The sequence below is a fragment of the Tenacibaculum larymnensis genome, from assembly GCF_028829235.1.
Taxonomy (GTDB): Bacteria; Bacteroidota; Bacteroidia; order Flavobacteriales; family Flavobacteriaceae; genus Polaribacter; species Polaribacter larymnensis.
Genome location: NZ_JAIWJY010000001.1, coordinates 192688 through 214619 on the forward strand (window position 1 = coordinate 192688; position 21932 = coordinate 214619).

At 32.4% G+C, this 21932-nt stretch carries 18 protein-coding genes; 11 read left to right on the forward strand and 7 right to left on the reverse strand.

Annotated elements, in window-relative coordinates:
• The first annotated feature begins 58 nt into the window (after positions 1-58).
• The gene (locus LCI24_RS00935; protein WP_274638740.1) at positions 59-286 is read left to right on the forward strand and encodes a hypothetical protein; all 228 of its coding nucleotides are present in this window, start codon (positions 59-61) and stop codon (positions 284-286) included.
• Positions 287-317: 31 nt separating this feature from the next.
• Here the strand turns inward: LCI24_RS00935 and LCI24_RS00940 are convergent, their stop codons facing one another.
• Both LCI24_RS00940 and LCI24_RS00945 read right to left on the reverse strand, forming a co-directional pair.
• On the reverse strand, positions 318-1985 hold the full coding sequence (locus LCI24_RS00940; protein ID WP_274638741.1) for an SGNH/GDSL hydrolase family protein: 1668 nt from the start codon (positions 1983-1985) through the stop codon (positions 318-320).
• Between the two features lie 11 nt (positions 1986-1996).
• Positions 1997-4819, reverse strand: coding sequence for a TonB-dependent receptor (locus LCI24_RS00945; protein ID WP_274638742.1), 2823 nt, complete (start codon positions 4817-4819; stop codon positions 1997-1999).
• Positions 4820-5012: 193 nt separating this feature from the next.
• On the opposite strand from LCI24_RS00945, the gene LCI24_RS00950 reads away from it, so the two are divergent.
• From LCI24_RS00950 to serS, 3 genes are all read left to right on the forward strand, one after another.
• Positions 5013-5951 (forward strand): bifunctional riboflavin kinase/FAD synthetase, encoded by a 939-nt coding sequence (locus tag LCI24_RS00950; RefSeq protein WP_274638743.1) that lies wholly within the window; start codon positions 5013-5015, stop codon positions 5949-5951.
• Positions 5952-6109: 158 nt separating this feature from the next.
• Positions 6110-6334 carry a helix-turn-helix domain-containing protein gene (locus LCI24_RS00955; RefSeq protein ID WP_274638744.1) on the forward strand — a complete coding sequence of 75 codons (225 nt, stop codon included), beginning with the start codon at positions 6110-6112 and terminating at the stop codon, positions 6332-6334.
• Positions 6335-6400: 66 nt separating this feature from the next.
• Positions 6401-7675 carry a serine--tRNA ligase gene (serS, locus tag LCI24_RS00960; protein WP_124588046.1) on the forward strand — a complete coding sequence of 425 codons (1275 nt, stop codon included), beginning with the start codon at positions 6401-6403 and terminating at the stop codon, positions 7673-7675.
• A 91-nt stretch (positions 7676-7766) separates the two neighbouring features.
• On the opposite strand, the gene LCI24_RS00965 is transcribed toward serS, so the two are convergent.
• Positions 7767-7910: a hypothetical protein gene (locus LCI24_RS00965; RefSeq protein WP_176550555.1), complete on the reverse strand. Its 144-nt coding sequence runs from the start codon at positions 7908-7910 to the stop codon at positions 7767-7769.
• A gap of 176 nt (positions 7911-8086) precedes the next feature.
• Between LCI24_RS00965 and LCI24_RS00970 the strand changes: the two genes are divergently transcribed.
• From LCI24_RS00970 to mgtE, 4 genes are all read left to right on the forward strand, one after another.
• Positions 8087-9862 carry a tetratricopeptide repeat protein gene (locus LCI24_RS00970; RefSeq protein ID WP_274638745.1) on the forward strand — a complete coding sequence of 592 codons (1776 nt, stop codon included), beginning with the start codon at positions 8087-8089 and terminating at the stop codon, positions 9860-9862.
• Positions 9863-9907: 45 nt separating this feature from the next.
• Positions 9908-10237 carry a DUF4286 family protein gene (locus LCI24_RS00975; protein ID WP_099215038.1) on the forward strand — a complete coding sequence of 110 codons (330 nt, stop codon included), beginning with the start codon at positions 9908-9910 and terminating at the stop codon, positions 10235-10237.
• A gap of 62 nt (positions 10238-10299) precedes the next feature.
• Entirely contained in the window at positions 10300-11103 is an 804-nt protein-coding gene (rsmA, locus tag LCI24_RS00980; protein WP_274638746.1) for a 16S rRNA (adenine(1518)-N(6)/adenine(1519)-N(6))-dimethyltransferase RsmA, read from the forward strand.
• A gap of 88 nt (positions 11104-11191) precedes the next feature.
• A complete protein-coding gene (gene mgtE / locus LCI24_RS00985) occupies positions 11192-12541 on the forward strand; it encodes a magnesium transporter (protein WP_099215036.1) in 1350 nt (449 codons plus the stop codon).
• Here mgtE and LCI24_RS00990 read toward each other — a convergent pair.
• The 3 genes from LCI24_RS00990 to rsmI form a co-directional block, all read right to left on the reverse strand.
• Positions 12538-13215 carry a LysE family translocator gene (locus LCI24_RS00990; RefSeq protein ID WP_099215035.1) on the reverse strand — a complete coding sequence of 226 codons (678 nt, stop codon included), beginning with the start codon at positions 13213-13215 and terminating at the stop codon, positions 12538-12540. The two genes, mgtE and LCI24_RS00990, sit on opposite strands and share 4 nt — an antisense overlap.
• Before the next feature lie 21 nt (positions 13216-13236).
• Complete coding sequence (locus tag LCI24_RS00995) at positions 13237-14286, reverse strand: ferredoxin--NADP reductase (RefSeq protein WP_274638747.1); 1050 nt, start codon at positions 14284-14286, stop codon at positions 13237-13239.
• Between the two features lie 78 nt (positions 14287-14364).
• Positions 14365-15036, reverse strand: coding sequence for a 16S rRNA (cytidine(1402)-2'-O)-methyltransferase (rsmI, locus tag LCI24_RS01000; RefSeq protein ID WP_274638748.1), 672 nt, complete (start codon positions 15034-15036; stop codon positions 14365-14367).
• 66 nt (positions 15037-15102) lie between these two features.
• Here rsmI and dxs point away from each other — a divergent pair, with 66 nt between their 5' ends.
• A complete protein-coding gene (dxs, locus tag LCI24_RS01005; protein ID WP_274638749.1) occupies positions 15103-16872 on the forward strand; it encodes a 1-deoxy-D-xylulose-5-phosphate synthase in 1770 nt (589 codons plus the stop codon).
• A gap of 49 nt (positions 16873-16921) precedes the next feature.
• Here the strand turns inward: dxs and LCI24_RS01010 are convergent, their stop codons facing one another.
• On the reverse strand, positions 16922-19621 hold the full coding sequence (locus LCI24_RS01010; RefSeq protein WP_274638750.1) for an Ig-like domain-containing protein: 2700 nt from the start codon (positions 19619-19621) through the stop codon (positions 16922-16924).
• 479 nt (positions 19622-20100) lie between these two features.
• Here LCI24_RS01010 and LCI24_RS01015 point away from each other — a divergent pair, with 479 nt between their 5' ends.
• Together LCI24_RS01015 and LCI24_RS01020 are read left to right on the forward strand one after the other, a co-directional pair.
• Entirely contained in the window at positions 20101-20694 is a 594-nt protein-coding gene (locus LCI24_RS01015; protein WP_274638751.1) for a hypothetical protein, read from the forward strand.
• A gap of 139 nt (positions 20695-20833) precedes the next feature.
• Positions 20834-21895: a zinc metalloprotease gene (locus LCI24_RS01020; RefSeq protein ID WP_274638752.1), complete on the forward strand. Its 1062-nt coding sequence runs from the start codon at positions 20834-20836 to the stop codon at positions 21893-21895.
• Positions 21896-21932: the final 37 nt, after the last annotated feature.

Here is a 21932-nt window from a genome sequence, read left to right on the forward strand (position 1 = left end):
TACATACAAATCTTAATATCAAGTAAGAGTTTTAACTAACCGATAAAATAGAAAACAGATGAAAACTGTACTTAAAATATTATTCATCATCTTTTTACTTTGGATGATAGCAGGAGCTTATCTTTTAAACACAGAGCACCCTAAATCACAAGTAGTAATGGGCCTAGGTGTTTTATACATGTCATTTATATTAATGCCTTTATTTATTTACTATAGATATAAAGATGGTAAGTATAAAAAATATATCATTAATTCTGATAAGAACAAAAAAAAAGCTGAGGATTAATCCTCAGCTTTTTCATTTATACAATTTCTTTTTATTGTAACATAGGTGAGTAGTTTGTTGGGTAATCTACTGCTTTTGCTAAACCATCTTTAGCATCTTTAAAATTAGAACCATATGTTTTATCAATAGCTAATAACATTTGGTTAGCCATTAAAGCATATCCTCTAGCTGTTAAGTGAATTCCATCTAAACTAACTAATCCTCCAGTAACTAAACTGGCATTCATATTATAGTTATCAAACTCTAAGCTAGCAGTTGACGCTTTTTCTAAAAGAGCTTTCAAATCAACAAAAGCCAATCCCTTTGCTTCCGCCATTGCTTTTATTGTAGCATTGTATCCATCCGTAGCTGTTTTAATTTCTGCTTGTTCTTCTGGAGTTAATACCCACTTATTTTCTAGAGGTAATGTTACCCCTTCAGCTGAAAACTGTCCTGCTAACGAAGCTGGTAATAACCCTCCACTTTTAGTTATCAAATCTGCAGCAGCAGCTTTATTCACTGTTCCTATGATTCCACTACTAGGTAATACTAATAAGTCATTGGCAGTAGCTTGCCTTGCTTGTCCGTACTGTTGTCCCAAAAGTTGTGCTACTAAAGGAGCAGACTCTGCTGGTAGTCCTAACGTTTGAATAAACCCAATAAAAGCTGTATTTTGTGGATCTCCTAAAATTGCAGTAATTGTTCCAGATAAGTCAGCTAAATTTTCATCTTTAATAACAACAGGGTTTGCACTTGTAGCAGAAAATTGAATTACCCTGTTAGGTTGGTTTATTTGAGGGTTTGTGAAAATCTGATTTAAGGCTCCGTAAACTAAATTAAGAGTAGGTATTTGTGCAGCTAAAGCAGCAGCAGCTTCTGTGTCTGCAGTTGGGTCTAATGGTGCATAAGGCACAGTAGTAAAATGTGGCAAAGTTGTAATATAAGGTAAATTTGCTACTACTCCTTTAGCATCTGAAGTTGGCGCTAAAGTATTAATAATAGCGCCAAATACTTGCTCGAAAACTGATTGCGGAGTGATTTCTCCAGCAGCACCTCCTGCAACAGCATAATCTAACACATCATTCCCTCCTATTTCAGATAAAGTGAAAAAAGTTGGTTGTTTAGATGCTATTTCAGCTAATAAAGTAGATTGAGTAGGACTCATTCTAACAAAATAAGGATTAGCTGTAGCTGGCTCTGCCTGTAACCCTGCTGGATTACCATAACCTGGGGCTAAAAAGTGAAAACTTTTTACTCCTGGAATTCCATAGTTACTAAAGCTTGCTGCATTTGTTGCTGGATAACCCGCTATAGTTGTTGGTGTTTTATCAAGCCCTGTTGGTAATCCTGTTGATGTATCAAAATAATATCTTGGATCTAAAACAACATCACCTGTTACTGGGTGAATCATTCCTCCAATATTATCTTCCATTAAAGGTTGGTTAAAATCTCCACCTCCTACCATAGCAAATTTGCTTGCTAAAATATTTGGAAAAGAATTTCCTTGACCAGCTCTAAATAATGCCCCGTCAGTATATCCTGCTGTAAAAGAACCTCCTACTGCGATATACTTAGAAAAATCTACACTTCCCGCACTTAGAGCTATATTATTTTCTACTTCTGCTTCTGCTTTAATTTCTGGTAAGGTATTATCTACATCACAGGCAGCAAAACCTAAAAATAACGCAGATAAAAAAGTATATTTTATTGTGTTTTTCATTGTTTCTTTTTTTAGTTGTTGATAGTCCATGAAATGTAGTATTGAGAACCAACAGCTCCTACACCTGGAGCACTTAAGTATTCTTGTCCTGTTAAGTTAGAACCTCCTACTTTGAATATTGATTTTATTGATGGAATAGAGTAGTTAACTTGAGCATCAAGAACTGTTCTATCTTCAATTGTTCCTTCTAAGAAAGAAGACTCCCAATAAAATTCATCTTGCCAACGTAAGTTAACATTGAATCCAAAGTTTTCAAATAAATTTGTGTGTCCAAATTGTAATTTAATTTTATGCTCTGGCGTGTTAAACCCTGCTTCAAAATCTGGATCTGAAGCTTGGTCAAAATCAAGCTTAGACCATGTATAGTTTAATCCTAGGTCAAATCCTTTAACTTTTGTGCTTAAACCTAAACCTAAACCGTATGAACTAATATCTGCAGTAGAGTTTGTTCTAAAACCTACACCTGCATAATCTCCATTTTGTAAAGCTAATAAAGCTAATTCTCCTTTAGTTACATTTGGAATACCACTTGGCTCTGTACTTCCTACTTTTCCGTAAAAAGGAACTGCTATGTTTTTAACAGAAATAAAATCATTATAATCGTTATAATAAGCACTTAAGTCAACACCTAATTTACTTTCTCCTGTTGAGATTGCTCCACGATACCCAACTTCAAAAGATGTTACTTTTTCAGGTTTTACTAAATCAAAATTTGACTTTTGATATGTTCCTTCATCAATTGATTTTGCAGAAAAAGCATTAGTATATGCATCTCTACCTGTATATGTTGTTGTAGGTGAACCTAAAATTGCTGCTCCTGTTGGACTTAAATCTATCGGTGCAGAAGTAAATCTATCTAAGTTATCTTCAGCAGTACCTATTAAAGTTCCTCCACCTGTATCTAAACCAATGTATTGATCTTGTGTTGTTGGATTACGGAAACCTGTTTGGAAAGAAGCTCTGAAGTTATGGTTTTTCATTTCTCCTGCCGCATACGCTAACGATAAACGAGGTGAAACATTTCCATCAAAATTCATTGCTTTATCATAACGTGCAGATGCAGTTAACTTTAAGCGATCATCCATCATTTTCTTTTGAATTTGTGTATATACACCAAACTCATCATAATCAATTGGTCCGTTATCATCAGTATAAATTGTTCCAAATGAATTTAAACTGTATTGTCTGTAAGAACCTCCAACTTGTACTTCTGCCCAGTCGATATAATCACGTAAGTTTAAGTTACCATCTACATGATACAATTGTGTATTGTCTTTAAATTTAGACCCTGTTCTTAAATCTGGATCACTAGTAACTTTGTTAAAAGCTGCTTTAAACTCTGGTGTTCCTGGAATAAGACGCCCTGTATCTGCTGCTTCTCTTGCTGCTTGATGCATTTGTTTTTCAGATAATCCTTGTGGGTTACCTGCTAACATAATACCTGCATACGTTTGGATATAATCTCCAAACCAATCTTTATCAGATTTCCATTGTCTGTTCAAGTTAATTGCTGTAAAACGAGTATCGTAAGAATCTCCTGCATCTTCACCTGTGTAATATCCTCTTACAAAGAAGTTTTTACCTCTAACCTCTAACTTATGTTGTTCCATAAAAAAGTTAGCAATGTTGTACCTGTTTTGTCCTTGATAAATAGTATTTCCTCTACCGAATTTAGAATTCCAAATAATTTCAACACGATCATTTCCTAAAGGACGGAAATGTAATGATCCTCCAAACTTCATACTTTTAGCCTCATTGCTCATTAAATCAACCTCATTGTATCCTGTTCTTGTAACTCTCACATCTGGAATAATTCCTAAACCTGAAGCTGTTCTTATATTTGTCCCTACTTCATCTCCGTAAACATTTACACCATCATAATCAATAGCAGAGTCTGCATCTCCTTCTCTTCTAAAACCTGCTTTGTATGTACCTCCAACTCCTGATGTATTTCTATAATCTGTTGCATGCCACTCTTCTCCTTTTAAATAAGATAAAGTTGCTTTTGCTGCAAAATAGTTGTTAAACGTATGAGCCATACGCATACTAAAATCGTAAAACTTATTATCTCCTGCTGCCTCTTGGCTGGTTAAACCACTTTTAACTACTGCACTAATTCCTTGCTCGTTAAAAGGATTTTTACTACGCATTAACATAATACCATTAAATGCGTTTGCTCCATATAATGCAGATGACGCTCCTGGTAAAATCTCTACACTCTTCACATCTAATTCAGATAATCCTAATAAGTTTCCCAATGCAAAGTTTAATGCTGGAGAAGAATTATCCATACCGTCTACTAATTGAACAAAACGCTCATTAGCAAATGCAGCAAAACCACGAGTGTTAACAGACTTAAATGTTAAACTACTTGTATTAATATCAACTCCTTTTAAATTCTCCAACCCATCATAAAAAGATGGAGCCGATGTGTTTTTAATTTCTCTTATATCAAAACGTTCAATTGTTACAGGTGATTCCATAACACGTTCTGGAGTTCTCGAAGCCGATACAACTACCTCATCTAAAGATGTTGCATTTTCTGTTAAGCTAACCTCAACAACTTGGTTGTTTTTTGTTATTTCAACTGTTTTTGTTTGATACCCTAAAGAAGAAATTTCAATGGTAAACGGAGGGATATCTGTTACCGTCATTGTAAACTTACCATCAAAATCAGTAGACGTTCCTACTGCTTTTCTCGAAACTTTAATGTTTGCTCCTGGCAATGGTCCACCAAGCGAAGCATCATTAACCGTACCTGTAATGGTAGTTTGAGCAACCATCATTGCTGTACCAAATAGCACAAATGCAACAAGTAATAGTTTTTTCATCATAATGTAAAATAATTTGTTAACTGTAGTGCAAAATACAATTTTTTTTCATTTGCGAAATATTTACCCTCTTTTTTTGTAATTATAGTAATTATAAAGATAAAAACTTACCAAAAACTAATTTTAGATTTTATTTATTAATTTATTATTTATCATCTTATACAAATTGTATTTTTGCCTAAACTTATTAGTAGTCTTGGAAATTATACATTCTATTTTTGATCTTACCCCTTCTCAAAAAACAATGGTAACAATTGGTACTTTTGATGGAGTTCATATTGGTCATCAAAAAATTATTGAGAAACTAGTTAGTGAAGCAAATGCTAGTAATAAAAAATCGGTATTGCTAACATTTTTCCCTCACCCAAGAATGGTATTGCAAAAAGATGTTTCTATTAAGCTAATAAACACTATTGATGAAAGAGCTCAACACTTAGAAAAATTAGGATTAGATTATTTAATCATTCATCCTTTTAGTAGAGAGTTTTCAAGATTAACCGCTTTAGATTTTGTTCGTGATATTTTAGTTAATCAATTAAACATTTCTAAATTGATTATTGGTTACGATCATCATTTTGGAAAAAATAGAGAAGGTAATATTGAACAATTGACTGAGTATTCTCACTTATATGATTTTACTGTTGAAGAAATTCCTGCTCAAGATATTGATGAAGTATCAGTTAGTTCTACCAAAATTAGAAAAGCTCTAGCTAATGGGCATTTAAAAACTGCTAACAATTACTTAGGATATAACTTTTCACTTACAGGAAAAGTTGTAAACGGAAAACAACTAGGTGGAAAAATAGGTTTTCCTACAGCAAATATTGATGTGCCTGAAGACTACAAGTTGATTCCAAAAACAGGTGTTTATATAGTAAAGTCTACTATTAATAACACTACTATTTATGGAATGATGAATATTGGAAATCGACCAACGGTTGATGGAGAACATCAAACAATTGAAGTACATTATTTCAATTTTAACCAAAATTTATATGGTAAAGAGCTAACTATTGAGCTACTTTACTATTTAAGAGACGAACAAAAGTTCGATTCTGTTTCTGGCTTAATTTCTCAATTAAAAAAAGACAAGCAAAATTCAATACTCTTTTTAAAAAGTTACGCCAAGCTCTAACCTTATATCATACTCAAAGCCCCCCGGTTTCAAATAGCTTTAGAATTAGTATTATTGACGTAACTGCATACAAAGTTAATTTTTTTAAAACCTACATAATGACAAGTATGTCATTATGTATTTCATATGTTTTTAAGATTTTGTATCGAAAAAGAATAATGCTGTCAAAAAATGAGATAACCTTAAAAAAGGTAGCCCTTTGCGTAAAAACTTTAAGAGAAGAGTATCATATTACTTCAAATGAGTTTTATATTGATACTGGAATACATTTGGCAAGAATAGAACAAGGAAAAACAAATGTCACTATTACTACTCTTCAGAAAATATGTGATTATTTCAATATTACTTTATCAGACTTCTTTATGATGCTTGAAGAAATTTAGTACACAAAACACATTGCTTAAGTCTATAGCTTCTTTTATCTTTGCTTTTCTTAAAAAATTAAAAAGATGTTACAGGTTCAGTTTATTAGAGAAAACAAACAAACTGTTTTAGACGGATTAGCAAAACGTAATTTTGCTGATGCCGAAACAATTATTGAAGAAGTATTAACTGCTGATGAAACGCGTAGAGCTACACAAGTTTCTTTAGATAATGTTTTAGCTGAATCGAACAAAATATCCAAAGAAATTGGAGGGCTTTTTAAATCTGGAAAAGTTGAAGAAGCAAATAAACTTAAAGCAAAAACAGGTGAGTTAAAAGAGCAATCTAAACAATTAACAGAAGAATTAAACTCTGCTGCTGATAAGTTAAACGAATTGTTGTACCAAATTCCTAATATTCCTCATCCTTCTGTAAAAGCAGGAAAAAATGAAGAAGATAACGAAGAGATTTTTAAAGAAGGAATTATTCCAGATTTAGGAGAAAAAGCATTACCTCACTGGGAATTAGCGAAGAAGTATGATATTATTGATTTTGATTTAGGTGCCAAAATTACAGGTGCTGGTTTTCCTGTGTATAAAGGAAAAGGAGCTCGTTTACAACGTGCTTTAATTAATTACTTCTTAGATAAAAACACAGCAGCTGGATATAACGAAGTACAAGTTCCTCATTTAGTAAATGAAGCTTCAGGTTTTGGTACAGGTCAATTACCTGACAAAGAAGGACAAATGTATCATGTAACTGGAGATAACTTATACTTAATCCCTACCGCTGAAGTTCCAGTAACTAATATGTTTAGAGGTGATTTAGTAAAAGAAGCTGATTTACCTATTGCAGTTACAGGCTATACTCCTTGTTTCCGTCGTGAAGCTGGAAGTTACGGAGCTCATGTTCGTGGATTAAATCGTTTACACCAATTTGATAAAGTTGAGATTGTTCGTGTTGAACACCCTGACAATTCATACAATGCTTTAAATGGAATGGTTGAACATATCAAAGAAATTTTACGTGAGTTAAAATTACCATACCGTATTTTACGTCTTTGTGGTGGAGATACAGGCTTTACTTCTGCCCTTACATTTGACTTTGAATTATATTCTACAGCTCAAGAACGTTGGTTAGAAATTAGTTCTGCTTCAAACTTTGAAACTTTTCAAGCAAATCGTTTGAAGTTACGTTTTAAAAATAAAGAAGGTAAAAGTCAATTAGTACACACTTTAAACGGAAGTTCTTTAGCCTTACCTCGTGTGTTGGCTGGTATTTTAGAAAACTACCAAACTGAGAATGGAATTAAAATTCCTGAAGTATTAGTTCCTTATTGTGGTTTTGACATGATTGATTAATCAATTTTCAATATAAAAATAAAAAAATCCCAAGCCTCAATTACGATGCTTGGGATTTTTAATTAATCAATCCCCATTGAAAAAAATATGTTTAGTTGGCAACTACCGCTACCATTAATCTCTTGTATTTATTCATTTCTAACAATGCCTCAAAATATTGAGTTATTTGACCTTTTCTCATAAACTCATTTGCATTCTGCTTTGCTATTTCATATTGTGTCGTAAAGTTTCTCATAGTTTACATTGTTTAGTTGTTTTATTAATAAGACAAAGTTCGTGCCAAAATGTTACACTGCTTTTCAAAAAAGCACCTCTTTTAATAGTATTTTAACAATTATCTTCTGTATTTTTGATAGACAAAATCCTCTTAACTGAATTAAGCACAAAAACACAACGCTTAAAATTTTCAAAATGAAAAAAGCCATTATTTTATTTAATTTACTGATCTTAAGTTTGTTTTGCCAAGCACAGCAAAACGAATTTATCATTGCTGAAAATTATTTTAGAAATAATGAATATGAAAAGGCAATTCAGTTATATAAAAGATTATACGATCAAAGCCCATATAACACAACTTATTTAAAAAAGTTAATCACTTGTTATCAGGAGACTGAACAATTTACTGCTGCTGAAAATTTACTCACTCAAAAACTAAAAGAAAAACCTAACTTATCTTACTTATATGTAATTCTAGGTTATAATAGTGAACGGCAAGAAAAAATAGAAGACGCTAATAAATACTATCAAAAAGCAATTGAATCCATTAATAAAAAAGCAAATTACGGTTCTTTAATCGCAGGGTTGTTTAAAAACTATAGTAAATTAGATTTAGCTATTGAAGCTTTTAATAAAGTAATGGAAATTAACCCAAAAGCTAATTATGGGTTTCAATTAGCGCAAATTTATGGTGAAAAGGGAGATTTTGAACAAATGTTCAAATCATACATTGATTTGGTTGACAAAAATAGTGGTTACCTCAACAATGTAAAACGTTATGCTGGTAAATATTTAACTGATGATAGCGAAGATGAGAACAATGTTTTATTCAAAAAAGCACTATTACGAAAATCTATAAGCAACCCTAAAGACATTTGGAATGATTTACTTTCTTGGTTATTTATTAGGCAAAAACAATACAGCAAAGCTCTTATTCAAAACAAGGCATTACTTGCAAGAGACCCAGATAATTTGGGTAAAATTAATGATTTGGGTAAAATAGCTCTAGAGAACAAAGACTATGAAACTGCAAAAGAGTGTTTTGATCTTATTATTGAAAAAACGAATTACCCTAGAGACAAGTTTAAAGCTATAAATAATAACCTTAAAATAGCAATTGAGACAAAACAACCTGATGTAGATAAACGTTTTAATTCTATTTTTAAAGAATATGGAATTAACTCTAAAACACTTTTCACACAAATAGAGTACGCTAACTATTTAACATTTACAAAGAACAACCCACAAGAAGCATCTGTTATTTTAAAGAATGCCTTAAATTTTACCAATTCAAAGTTTATAAAAGCAACTATAAAACTTAAGCTTGGTGATGTTTTTGTATATATGGGTAAATTTAACAAAGGATTAATTTATTTTTCTCAAGTTCAAACGCTATTCAAAAACAATTATATAGGTCAAGAAGCCCGCTTTAAAGTAGCACAAGCTTCTTATTTTAAAAATGATTTTACTTGGGCAAAGGCTCAGCTAAAAGTTTTAAAAGGATCAGCAACACAACTTATTGCTAACGATGCTGCTGATTTGTTCTTGACAATTTCAGATAATGAACCTAAAGATAGTATTGGTACTGGCTTAAAAGAATATGCCAAAGCTGATCTGTTAGCTTATCAAAATAAAAATGATGAAGCAATTGCTATTTTAAGCAATATAATTGCTAATTACGGTGGGCAATCTATTGAAGATGAAGCATTATTTAAACAAGCTCAATTATTTGTTAAAAAGAAACAATATGACGAAGCCATTTTAAATTATGCCAAAATAATAGCTTTAGATAAAAAAGGGATTTATGTTGACGATGTATATTATCACATGGCTGATTTATATAACAATGAATTAAATAATCTAGAAAAGGCTAAAGAATACTATCAAAAGATTATTTTTGACCACCCATCGAGTATCTACCTAGTAGAGGCCCGAAAAAAGTTTAGAAAATTAAGAGGAGACGACATTTAAAAAACTGAAGACGTTCTTATTACTTTATTTTTAAAATTAAAAACTATGTACATATACAACGTAACAATAAATATAGACGAAAGTATACATGCTGAATGGTTAACTTGGATTGAAAGCCATATACCTGAAGTATTAGCAACAGGACACTTTTTAAGTGCTAAAATGACGCAAGTGTTGGTTGAAGAAGAAATGGGAGGTATTACCTACTCTATTCAATATACTGCTAAAACACGTGAAGATTTAGACAACTATTACAAACATAGTGCAGACAAACTACGCAACGACGGATTAAAAAAGTTTGCTGATAAAATGCTTGCTTTTCGTACTGAATTAAAAGTTGTTAATGAGTTTTTCCCTACAGTAAATAGTAATTAGTCAAGACCCAAAACCAAGATTCTAAACGTATTACGTCTATAAAAATCTATTAACCTGAATCCATGACCGTAAGAGCAAAAAAACATTTAGGACAACATTTTTTAAACGATGAAAACATCGCTAAGAAAATTGCTGATTCGTTAACCGAAAAAGGATACGATAACGTATTAGAAATTGGTCCTGGTATGGGAGTTCTAACTAAATATTTATTAGAAAAGAAACCAAAAGTTACGGTAATGGAATTAGATTCAGAATCAGTAACCTATTTACAAGAAACATTCCCTGTTGAACACATAAAACTAAATACTTCAAAAGAAAAGTTTACCATTATTGAAGGTGACTTTTTAAAAAAGGATTTCACTGAAACTTTCAATAATCAGCAAGTAGCAATTATCGGAAACTTTCCATACAACATTTCATCACAAATTGTTTTTAAAGCTATTGAAAACCGCGAATTTGTTCCAGAGTTTTCAGGAATGTTTCAAAAGGAAGTTGCTCAACGAATTGCTGAAAAAGAAGGAAGTAAAACTTACGGAATACTCTCGGTATTAACACAAGCTTTTTATGATGCTGAATACTTATTTACCGTACCTCCTTCTGTATTCAATCCACCGCCAAAGGTAGATTCTGGAGTTATTAGACTTATCAGAAAAGAAAACTACACACTTCCTGTTGATGAAAAATTATTTTTTAGAGTGGTAAAAACAGCTTTTAATCAACGAAGAAAAATGTTACGTTCCAGTTTAAAATCTTTTAATCTTTCGGATACCTTAAAAGAAGACCCTATATTTGCGATGCGTCCCGAACAGTTGTCGGTACAAAAATTCATTGAGTTGACACGAAAAATAGCTCAAAACAATAGTTAAGAGTCCTTTTTTAGATAAGAACAAGTCTTCTTTTTGAATTAGATTTCAACATATTCAAAACCTCGATTATCGAGCAAAATTGCAAGCAATGGCATTAGAAATCACAAAAGACTTATTAGAAAACGTACAAAGCCTGATTCAGCAACAAAAAGACACAGCTCTTTCTGAGGTTTTTTCAGATATTCACTACGCTGATATTGCTGAAGTTTTAGATGAACTTACTTTTGAAGAAGCAGTTTACATTATACGTTTATTAGATAGTGAAACAACTTCGGATGTATTAATGGAAGTTGATGAAGAAGTTCGTGAAAAAGTTTTTGAACAACTATCTGCCAAAGAAATTGCCGAAGAGGTTAATGAACTTGATACCGATGATGCTGCCGATGTTATTGCTGAACTTCCTGAAGAACGAAAACAAGATGTAATTCGGAAAATTGAAGACCGTGAACATGCTAAAGAAATTGTAGAATTACTACGATATGATGAAGATTCTGCTGGTGGATTAATGGCAAAAGAGCTTGTAAAAGTAAATGAGAATTGGAATGTACTTACCTGTGTTAAAAAAATGCGTCAGCAAGCAGAAGAGGTTACTAGAGTTCATTCTATTTATGTGGTTGATGATGAAGGTAAGTTAAAAGGGCGTTTGTCGTTAAAAGACTTGTTAATGGCTTCTACTCGTTCTAAAATCTCGGATGTTTATATTCCTAAAGTAGATTTTGTTCATGTACACGATGACGCGGAAGATGTAGCTAACATTATGCGTAAATATGACTTAGAAGCTATTCCTGTTGTGGATGAATTAGGTGTTTTGGTGGGTAGAATTACTATTGATGATATTGTTGATGTAATTAAAGAAGAAGCTGAAAAAGATTATCAATTAGCAGCAGGTATTACCCAAGATGTTGACTCTGAAGATAGCATTTTACAGTTAACCCGAGCTCGATTACCATGGTTGTTCCTAGGTTTAATTGGAGGTATTGGAGCTGCAAGAATTATGGGCTTTTTTGAAGGTGCATTAGAAGAAAATGCTATTCTTTTTATGTTTACACCTCTTATTGCAGCCATGGCTGGTAATGTTGGGGTACAATCTTCAGCAATTATTGTACAAGGTTTAGCTAACGATGATGTAAAAGGAAGTGTTACTAATAGATTATTAAAAGAAATGTCTTTAGCTGCTGTAAATGGACTTGTTTTGGCTGTTATCTTGTTTTTCTTTATTTGGATTTGGAAAGGAGATATAACAATTGCCTCTGCTATTTCATCTTCATTATTTACGGTAATTATTGTAGCTGGTTTGGTAGGTACTTTTATTCCTTTATTTTTAGATAAGAGAGGTATTGACCCTGCAATTGCTACAGGGCCTTTTATTACAACGAGTAACGATATTTTTGGGATTTTGATCTATTTTTGGATAGCAAAAATGATTATCGGCTTTTAATCTAGCGATTCTACTTTCTCAATCAGATTATCAATCTTACTTTCAGGAATAAATCCTTTTAGCATTAACACAGCACCAAAAACGATTAATAATACTCCCATTCCACGTTTTATTCGATAAATAACCAATGGAGTTAACCTACTCTTAAGTTGTTTAGCTAATAATATTTTCCCTAAATCTGTAATTGCGTAACCTGCTATTACAGTACCAAAATACCAAACCAAATACTTCGGATTCATATCATACGTTGGTCCTATAACCACAATTAACCCCAGCCAAAAAGCTAATACTCCTATATTTATAAAATTCAAGAAAAAGCCTTTAAAAAGGAGCTTTAAATAATTATTACTTTCAGGTAAAACAACATCGGGAGCTTTTGCTTCTTTCTTATTGTTTTTATCTAAATAAGTAATTAATCCATAAACAATAAGCACTAACCCTCCGATAAGAAACAACCGCGGGTCATCTTTTATTTTTTCTAACAGACTTCTACTTCCAAAGTAGGCTATTAACATAAAAGAAATATCTCCTAAAATCACTCCTACATCAAAGGCAATGGCTGCTCTAGCTCCTTTTAAAATACTGGTTTTAATCAGCATAAAAAATACAGGCCCTATCATAAAAGCCATGAAAACACCTACAAAAAATGCGTTTTTAAAGTCGTAAAAATCCATTCTATAAAGTTACGATTTTACCTAAACATCATCAAAGTCTACCACTATTTTCTGTGTAGTTGGATGTGCTTGACATGTAAGTATCAAACCTTCTTCTAATTCGTCGTCAGTTAAAATAGAATTTTTTGCCATTACAGCTTTTCCTTCCGTAACTTTTGCAATACAACTACTACAAACTCCTCCTTGACAAGAATATGGGGCATCTAGCTTGTTGCGTAAAGAAGCTGCTAAAACCGTATCGGTTTTCTCCATCATAAAAGTATGTTCTTCATCATCTAACACCACTTTAATTTCTGATTTTCCGTCTGGAATATGTAATGCCGCTTCTTCATCTGAAATATTAGCGGTAAATAATTCAAAATGAATGTCTCTTTCATCAAATCCATCTTCTTGAAGTGTTTCAGAAACAGTTTGGATCATTTCTTCTGGTCCACATAAATAGACTGAATCGAAAGAAATATCTTTATGTATATTTTTCACGAAATAGTTTACATGTCCTTTATCAATTCTACCAAATTTACTATTAGTTCTCACCTCTTGACTAAACACATAATGTAAGTTTAATTGAGAAGAATACTTTTCAGCTAACTCATTTAACTCATCATAAAAAATTGTGCTTTCAGCTCTTTTATTTCCAAAAACTAGTGTAATTGTAGAAGTTGGTTCATTCTCTAACACTGTTTTTACCATTGATAAAACTGGGGTAATTCCACTTCCTGCAGCAAAAGCAAGATAGTTTTTTTGTGCTTGAGGTTCTAAAATAAACTTCCCCTCTGGTTCAGAAATCTCTAAAAAAGTGTCTTCTTTTAGCTTAGTTGTTGCATAGGTTGAAAATTTTCCGTGGTCAACTGCTTTTACAGCAACTTTAATTTGCTTACTGTTAGGAGAAGCACAAATAGAGTAAGCTCTTCTTATTTCCTTATCGTCTAAGATAGCTTTTATTGTAATATATTGACCTGCAAAAAAAGTGTAGTTATCTTTTAGTTCTGCAGGGATATCAAATAAAATAGACACAGCATCTGCTGTTTCTTTTATTATTTTTTCTATACGTAGTTTATGAAATGTAGACATGTAATCTTTTTAAAGAGTTACAAAAATAAGAAACTCAAGAAGAAGAAAAGTTAGGGTTTTTATAAAACTTTAATTTCTTTACTTTTTCCCATCAACTACAACCACGATTTCTCCTTTAGCTGGTTTTTCAGTATAATATGCTAGTACTTCTTTTACACTTCCTCGTTTGGTTTCTTCAAACAATTTTGTCAGTTCTCTAGAAACAGATATTTGTCTATCCTCTCCAAAATACTCTGCAAAATTTGCGAGTGTTTTCAATAACTTGTGTGGACTCTCATAAAAAATCATAGTTCGTGTCTCTTCTGCCAAGAATTTTAACCGTGTTTGACGTCCTTTTTTTACAGGTAAAAAACCTTCAAAAACAAATTTGTCATTCGGTAAGCCAGAATTTACCAAAGCTGGAACAAAAGCAGTAGCTCCTGGTAAACATTCTACATCTATCCCATTCTGTACACACGCTCTAGTTAATAAAAAACCAGGATCTGAAATTGCAGGGGTTCCTGCATCTGAAATTAACGCAAACGTTTCACCACTTTGCAAACGTTTCACAATTATTTCTACCGTTTTATGCTCGTTATGCATATGATGCGACTGCATCGGTGTAGAAATATCAAAATGCTTCAGTAGTTTTCCGCTCGTACGTGTATCTTCCGCTAAAATATAATCTACTTCTTGTAAGACTTTAAGCGCTCTCAGCGTAATGTCTTCTAAATTCCCAATCGGTGTAGGCACCAAGTACAATTTGCTCATACAACAAAACTACAAAGTTTTTAGTCTAAAAAGTTAGGAATCTCTACCTTTTTGTACTTTTGCTATATGTCGAACGACCTATTGAAAAACATTCAAATTCCTGCTGATTTACGTAAATTAACATCAGAAGAATTGCCACAGCTCGCTCAAGAATTGCGTGAGTTTATTATTGATGTGGTTGCTACAAAAGAAGGACATTTAGGCGCAAGCTTAGGTGTCGTAGAATTGACCATTGCACTTCACTATTTGTTTGATACTCCAAACGATTTATTAGTTTGGGATGTAGGACATCAAGCCTATGGGCATAAAATTTTAACAGGAAGAAAAGACGTTTTTCATACCAACCGCCAGTTTGATGGTATTTCAGGATTTCCAAAACGCTCAGAAAGTGAGTACGACACTTTTGGTGTTGGTCACTCTTCTACCGCTATTTCAGCAGCTTTAGGAATGGCAATTGCCTCGAAATTACAAGATATTGAAAAACATCATATTGCGGTGATTGGTGATGCTTCTATTGCTAGTGGAATGGCTTTTGAAGCTTTGAATCATGCAGGAGACACGAATGCAAATCTCTTAGTTATTTTAAACGATAATGCCATTGGTATTGACCCATCGGTAGGCGCTTTGAAAGATTATTTAACAAAAATTAAAGCTCCTCGATTAGAGATAGAACAACACAATATTTTTGAAGCCTTAAACTTTGATTATTCTGGACCTATTGATGGACATAATTTTGAAGAGTTGTTACGTGAACTAGAACGCTTAAAAAGTATTCAAGGTCCTAAGTTTTTACACGTAATAACTACAAAAGGGAAAGGGTTACGACAAGCTGAACAAGACCAAGTAAGGTATCACGCTCCTGGTAAATTTGACAAAATTTCTGGAGACGTCCTACCTAAAGAGGCAAGTAAATACACTAAATTTCAAGATGTTTTTGGGGAAACTATTGTTGAACTAGCACAGAAAAACGAAAAAATTGTAGGAATTACGCCTGCTATGTTAACCGGAAGCTCGTTAAAGTTTATGATGCAAGAGTTTCCTGATAGAACATTTGATGTAGGTATTGCCGAACAACATGCAGTAACCTTAGCTGCAGGTATGGCTACCCAAGGATTGATTCCGTTTTGTAATATCTATTCTACCTTTTTACAACGTGCTTACGACCAAGTAATTCACGATGTAGCCTTACAAAACTTACCTGTAATTTTTTGCTTAGACAGGGCTGGACTAGTAGGTGAAGATGGAGCAACTCACCATGGAGTTTTTGATTTGGCTTATTTACGTTGTATTCCAAACCTAATTGTATTTGCTCCTCGTAATGAAATTGAGTTACGTAACATTATGTTTACCGCTCAACAGGGTCTTGAACATCCGATAGCTATTAGATATCCCAGAGGGAAAGGCAAATTAGAGCAATGGCAACTTCCATTCGAAACCATAGAAGTTGGAAAAGGAACCTGTTTAAAAGAAGGTAATCAAGTAGCAGTGTTATCTATAGGAACTATTTCAAATAATGTTTCAGAAGCAATAAGTCAGCTTGAAAGTAACGAATCGGTTGCGCATTACGACCTACGTTTTGTAAAACCTTTAGACAAGCAACTTTTAGACGCTATTTTCAAAAAATTTGATGCTATTATCACTGTTGAGGATGGCACTATCAAAGGTGGATTTGGGAGTGAAGTATCAGAATATGCCTATGAAGTAAACTATCAAGGAAAAATTAAACTATTAGGAATTCCTGATGAATTTATTCATCATGGTACGATTCAACAGTTGCAAGAAGTATGTGGAATTGATACAATCTCCATTCAAAAAGTAATTCAAAGTCTACTATAAAAGAAAAGCGAACCAAATTGGTTCGCTTTTCAACTCTTTATTTCAAAGTTTATTTCTTCATTATCTTTTCAGAAAGTTTCTTTTGTCCTAGTTCATCATATATTTCAACAATGTAAATTGAGTTACTTGAAACTGTAGAAACATCTATTGAATTATTAATTACAGGTGCTTCTATTACTTTTCTTCCTGATACGTCTATTATTTTCGCGGTCCACAAAACTGTATTTTTTCCTCCTTTAATATAAATCCTATCAACAGCTGGATTTGGATAAATACTCATTCCTGAAGTATTTGTTTCTTCTTTTTCTTGGCTTCTTAATTGTGTTTTTGCAGAAGTGTTAGTGTTTAAACAAACCTGTTTAGTCTCCGAAGACCCAAAGCTTCCTCCTGAAGCTAATACATCTCCATTATTATTAGTTATTTTATACGAACCGCTTCCATAACTACAGCAAATGCCATCACCATATGTATCATTAATTGTAAAATCATAACATCCTACCGGCAAGCATTTTGATACAGTAATAGATTCTCCATTTCCTTGAGTATAATTATCTCCACTCATTACAGTTTGTCCTGTACTATCCTTTAAACTCCAAGAAGTTTCTGAAGAATACTTATCGAAAATAATTGTCACGCTTACATCCTCACATTTTGGGATTTCTCCTCCTCCATCTCCATCATCAGGGTTCCCTGTGCTATAAGTAATCACTAATTTGGGTGCACTCGCGCTACTTCCATCGTATGACTCTGCTGTTCGTTCTCCTGTTCCTGAAATATAAAACATCATTGAATTACCAGTTGCCCAATTAGATCTGTTCACAACATATTGTACCAGAGATTTTAAATCTGGAGTTCTTTGTGCTGTCCCCGAAGCTCCAACTGAACTCCATGAACTAGGACTCCAAGCAACTGATTGATTATAATAACTTCTTGATGTTATATCATAACTTTGAGAAGTCATATCAGGTGCATTTGATGAATCTTGAATTTTTATTGCTAATGATGTACTTCCTGAATTTGTTTCATCGGTAGTAAATTGTATATACGCATTCGTTACCGTAGCATTAGCTGGTACGTTTAAATTTCTAAACAACAACCCTACATGTTGATTTCCTTTGGAACTTCCATCATACACTAATTCTAAATCAGAACTGTTCATATACATTGTTCCTGACGACTCATATTGTTCAGCATCATCATTAGTACTATTAATTGTTGAAGTTATTGTCTTAGAAACATTTCCTACAAAAACAGAAACCTCTTCAGAAGTAGTTTCGTATCCGTCATTATCTGTAGCCTTTGCTTTAATTATATATGATTGGTTATCAATTGTAGGTATCCAGTTAAAAGAGTATGGAGTATTTGTATCTGTGCCTACTAAAGTGTTATTTACATAAAATTTAACACTTGAAATTGTTCCATCACTATCTGTAGCAGTAGCGGAAATTGTTACTGGAGTATTTACGGTATGTGATGAACCTGAAGACGGACTCGTAATTGTAACTTCTGGATAGCTAACATTACTACTTATAATTGTTACTACACTTCCATTAGATGGATTCCATATATCTAAATTAGATGGTATTGTGAATGGATTTTGGTTTGAAACAGAACCAACGCTACTCGCATTATCTACCTTAATTGTTCTAATCTCTATTTTAGATTCTTCAACAAAAATCCATTTAAACTGATTAAAGGTACTCGCGTCTCTTGTCCAGTTTTTTGAATCATTCGATGATCGTAAAGGTGCTCCCCAACAACCTTCTCCTACATAAACGGTTCCGTTAACATCGTCTCTAACAAAACCTTCATCGCAATTACTTCCTCCGGCACAAGGTTTTACCGGCCATGTTGTTTTTACTGTATGAGAATCTGATTCGAATACTAAATTCACTCCTTTATCATAAAATAATTGAGACCAACTAGAGTATTCATCATTTCCTTCTGATTTTGATGATACGTGTGGACGCATCGGTTTGTGATATTGAGCAGACTTCCAAATAGAATTATTTGCATTCAATTTTTGACTTAACCATGAATACTGAGTACCACCAGCGGAAATTTCTGAATTCAGTGTATAAATTGTATACAAGTTGTTTCCAAAAGTTATATCGTAATAAACACTTGTTGATGGAACATTAAACAGGTTATAAATACTATTATTGGAACCTTCGTGATTTCCTCTTGTCGGCACTATAGGAAACATTCTTCCGTCATTTGCTGTGGTATATTGCCAATCATTAAACCAGTCTTGCCATTCAGAACTAGAGTCTCCGTTAGTCATATCTCCACCAAAGAACACTGCGGTTGGCTTTAATTTAGAAACTAACAAGTTAGCATCTCTTCTTGGTGTTCTATTATTTCTTGAATCTCCTCCAGCAATAAAAGACATTTTATCGTTGGTATTTGGAGCTGTTTTAAACCAAAATCGACTACTTACTCCTTGGCTATCTTTAATTACAAAATAATAGTTAGTATTAGGACTCAAACCTGTTAGTTTAGCAAAAGTATTACTCATTCCTTTATAAGAAACAGAACGGTCTACAGATTTGGAATTTGGATAATTTGACCAGTTAGTTCCGTTATCTATCGTTCCATAGTATATAACAGGATTAGATCCTGAAATTTGGTTCCAACCAATCATTATAGTAGTTGCTGGATTGTCTGTGATAATTAATCGATACTTATCATTAGAGGCATAAGTACTAAGAACTGTTAAGAATAACAGTATTAAAATAATTTTTTTCATGGTGAGGGACTTTAAAGTTTACTAGTTAGTTACACAAATATATTTTTTCCCTTTCAAATTAATAGATTATTTTTATTAAAATTAATTATATAATAACCTGACTAACATTAACCTAACTATTGTTTTATAGTTTACTAATCTTATTTTAACAAACTACATACCCCCTATTTTTACTTTTGTTTAAACCTTAATTTATGAACACTAAAACCCTTCTTACTTTTTTAAAATTCTGTTCTTTTTTTATTTTTTTTGGCAGAGCTTACCAGCATTTATTTTGGGATGCCCCCTACCGAAGTTTTTTTTGGGATCAGCATTTATTGGAGCCTGTTATTAATTTTCTTTTTAACACTAGTTGGCAATCATACGTTACAAATCTTAACACCGATTTTGCTATTCAAGTTTTAACCAGAAGCATTGGTGTTTTATATCTAGTTTGTGCTATTATTTCAATTTTAATAAATGAAAACTCAAAAAAATGGATGAGTAACATTTTAAAATTAGGCGCAGTAAGTTTAGTTTTTTTAGCTTTAATGATTACAAAAAATAAGTTTTATCACCTTATAATGTTTTTTGAGCACACCATTCAGTTTGGAGTTCCTATCGCTTTATTATATTTTTTAAAACATAAAAACATACCTATCTTACTTTTTTACCTAAAAGTTTTTATTGCATTAGCTTTCACTTGTCATGGAATGTACGCTATTGGTGTTTTTTACCCATTACCAGGTAATTTCGTTACCATGACGTTGAATATACTTCCTGTACAAGAAGAAATGGCTAAAAACCTATTATTTGTAGCTGGTCTTTTAGATTTTATTATTGCTATTGCTATATTTATTCCTAAACTTTCAAAAGTAGCCTTGCTATATGCATGCTTTTGGGGTATTGTTACTGCTTTAGCAAGAATTCTTAGTGGCTTTCATTATGATTTTTCTTTAAGTATTATGCATCAGTATTTATACTTAACAATATATAGACTTCCTCACGGATTAATACCACTACTGGTTTATCTATACTTAGTCAAAAACAATTCTGAAAAGTCTAGAACTAACAACAGTTTAGTTTCTGTCTAATTTATTTACCTAATTATACCTTACCACATGTGAATGATTATAGGTAGAAATAAATTTGAAGTTGTTTTTTAGTGCTTTCTGAAACTTATAGTTTGTAAGCTTTATATTCGCCAAAAAATAACCCCCTAATATTTCAAAAATGAAACTATTATTTAAAACATTAGTTTGTTCTTCCTTTTTATTCTTTTCATGTAGTGATAAAGAAAGTATCCCTAACGTTGAGCTTAAAACTTATTCTTTTGATTCTGAAACCAATTCTAGCTTAATGTTTCAAGACGGAGAACCTCAAGAAGTAATGACTTCAGAATCTCGTGTGTATGAAATAAGTAAAGTAATAAGAGTTAAGCCAATTGATAATAAAACTATTGAGATTGCTAATTTTGCTCCGATAGATTTAGAAGATATAACTATTACAGCTACGATTGAGGCTGAAGGTTTTCATAAACCTATTAAATTATTTAAAATTGATAAAATAAGAGCCCATGGTAAGCAAGAAATTAACTACCCTTTTATAAACAACTCTTCCTTGTTTTTAAATACAAGCAATCAAGAAGTTGATCTTTCAATTTTTAAAGATACAGGTATTGACCCTAGTAATATTGTTTTTAATTTTACTGGTGATAACGAAATTATCCAAAAGCTTAAAGGTTTACATAAACTAAAGTGGACGATAAAATACCATGACTTTGATACAGACAACAATCCAGATAACAATTGGGCCGAAGATATTACTGCAAAAGATATCCGTAGGTTTACTGGGTTAATGATTAACCTTGGAGTTGTTTTTGCTTCTGATAATTTTAAAAATGAATTTATTAATGAAAATATTATCGGAAATGATGGAACAACTGCTTTAACAGAAAACGAAAAGAAAGGAGCTTATAATATTATTTTAAACAAAACTCGCTATAACTGTGGTAAGGTTGTTAATGTTTCTGGTTTAGGTGGTGGCGCAACCTTTGGTTTAGCTGAACATGTACTAAGAGATTATATTCGTAAAGAAACTGGTTTTATAACAGCACATGAAATAGGACATACTATTGGTTATAACCATTCTTCAAATATGACATACCCTCATGAAGTAGATGGAGTAAGTACAGGAATTAGCCCTGTTACCACAAGAATTATGAATCAGTTTTTTGAAAATGATTTATATCCAGTAACATTAGAAAACTATTACTTATCATCTAATTTTGAATAATAAAATTATATAAATAAAAAAGCGAACCAAATTGGTT

Excerpts from the sequence above, each read along its gene's own strand:
- LCI24_RS00975 (WP_099215038.1), top strand. The coding sequence starts at position 9,908 with ATGTACATATACAACGTAACAATAAATATAGACGAAAGTATACATGCT.
- mgtE (WP_099215036.1), top strand. The coding sequence starts at position 11,192 with ATGGCATTAGAAATCACAAAAGACTTATTAGAAAACGTACAAAGCCTG.
- LCI24_RS00955 (WP_274638744.1), top strand. The coding sequence starts at position 6,110 with ATGCTGTCAAAAAATGAGATAACCTTAAAAAAGGTAGCCCTTTGCGTA.
- LCI24_RS00935 (WP_274638740.1), top strand. The coding sequence starts at position 59 with ATGAAAACTGTACTTAAAATATTATTCATCATCTTTTTACTTTGGATG.
- serS (WP_124588046.1), top strand. The coding sequence starts at position 6,401 with ATGTTACAGGTTCAGTTTATTAGAGAAAACAAACAAACTGTTTTAGAC.
- rsmI (WP_274638748.1), bottom strand. The coding sequence starts at position 15,036 with ATGAGCAAATTGTACTTGGTGCCTACACCGATTGGGAATTTAGAAGAC.
- LCI24_RS00990 (WP_099215035.1), bottom strand. The coding sequence starts at position 13,215 with ATGGATTTTTACGACTTTAAAAACGCATTTTTTGTAGGTGTTTTCATG.
- LCI24_RS00940 (WP_274638741.1), bottom strand. The coding sequence starts at position 1,985 with ATGAAAAACACAATAAAATATACTTTTTTATCTGCGTTATTTTTAGGT.
- LCI24_RS01020 (WP_274638752.1), top strand. The coding sequence starts at position 20,834 with ATGAAACTATTATTTAAAACATTAGTTTGTTCTTCCTTTTTATTCTTT.
- dxs (WP_274638749.1), top strand. The coding sequence starts at position 15,103 with ATGTCGAACGACCTATTGAAAAACATTCAAATTCCTGCTGATTTACGT.
- LCI24_RS00965 (WP_176550555.1), bottom strand. The coding sequence starts at position 7,910 with ATGAGAAACTTTACGACACAATATGAAATAGCAAAGCAGAATGCAAAT.
- LCI24_RS01010 (WP_274638750.1), bottom strand. The coding sequence starts at position 19,621 with ATGAAAAAAATTATTTTAATACTGTTATTCTTAACAGTTCTTAGTACT.
- LCI24_RS01015 (WP_274638751.1), top strand. The coding sequence starts at position 20,101 with ATGAGTAACATTTTAAAATTAGGCGCAGTAAGTTTAGTTTTTTTAGCT.
- LCI24_RS00970 (WP_274638745.1), top strand. The coding sequence starts at position 8,087 with ATGAAAAAAGCCATTATTTTATTTAATTTACTGATCTTAAGTTTGTTT.
- LCI24_RS00995 (WP_274638747.1), bottom strand. The coding sequence starts at position 14,286 with ATGTCTACATTTCATAAACTACGTATAGAAAAAATAATAAAAGAAACA.
- LCI24_RS00945 (WP_274638742.1), bottom strand. The coding sequence starts at position 4,819 with ATGATGAAAAAACTATTACTTGTTGCATTTGTGCTATTTGGTACAGCA.
- rsmA (WP_274638746.1), top strand. The coding sequence starts at position 10,300 with ATGACCGTAAGAGCAAAAAAACATTTAGGACAACATTTTTTAAACGAT.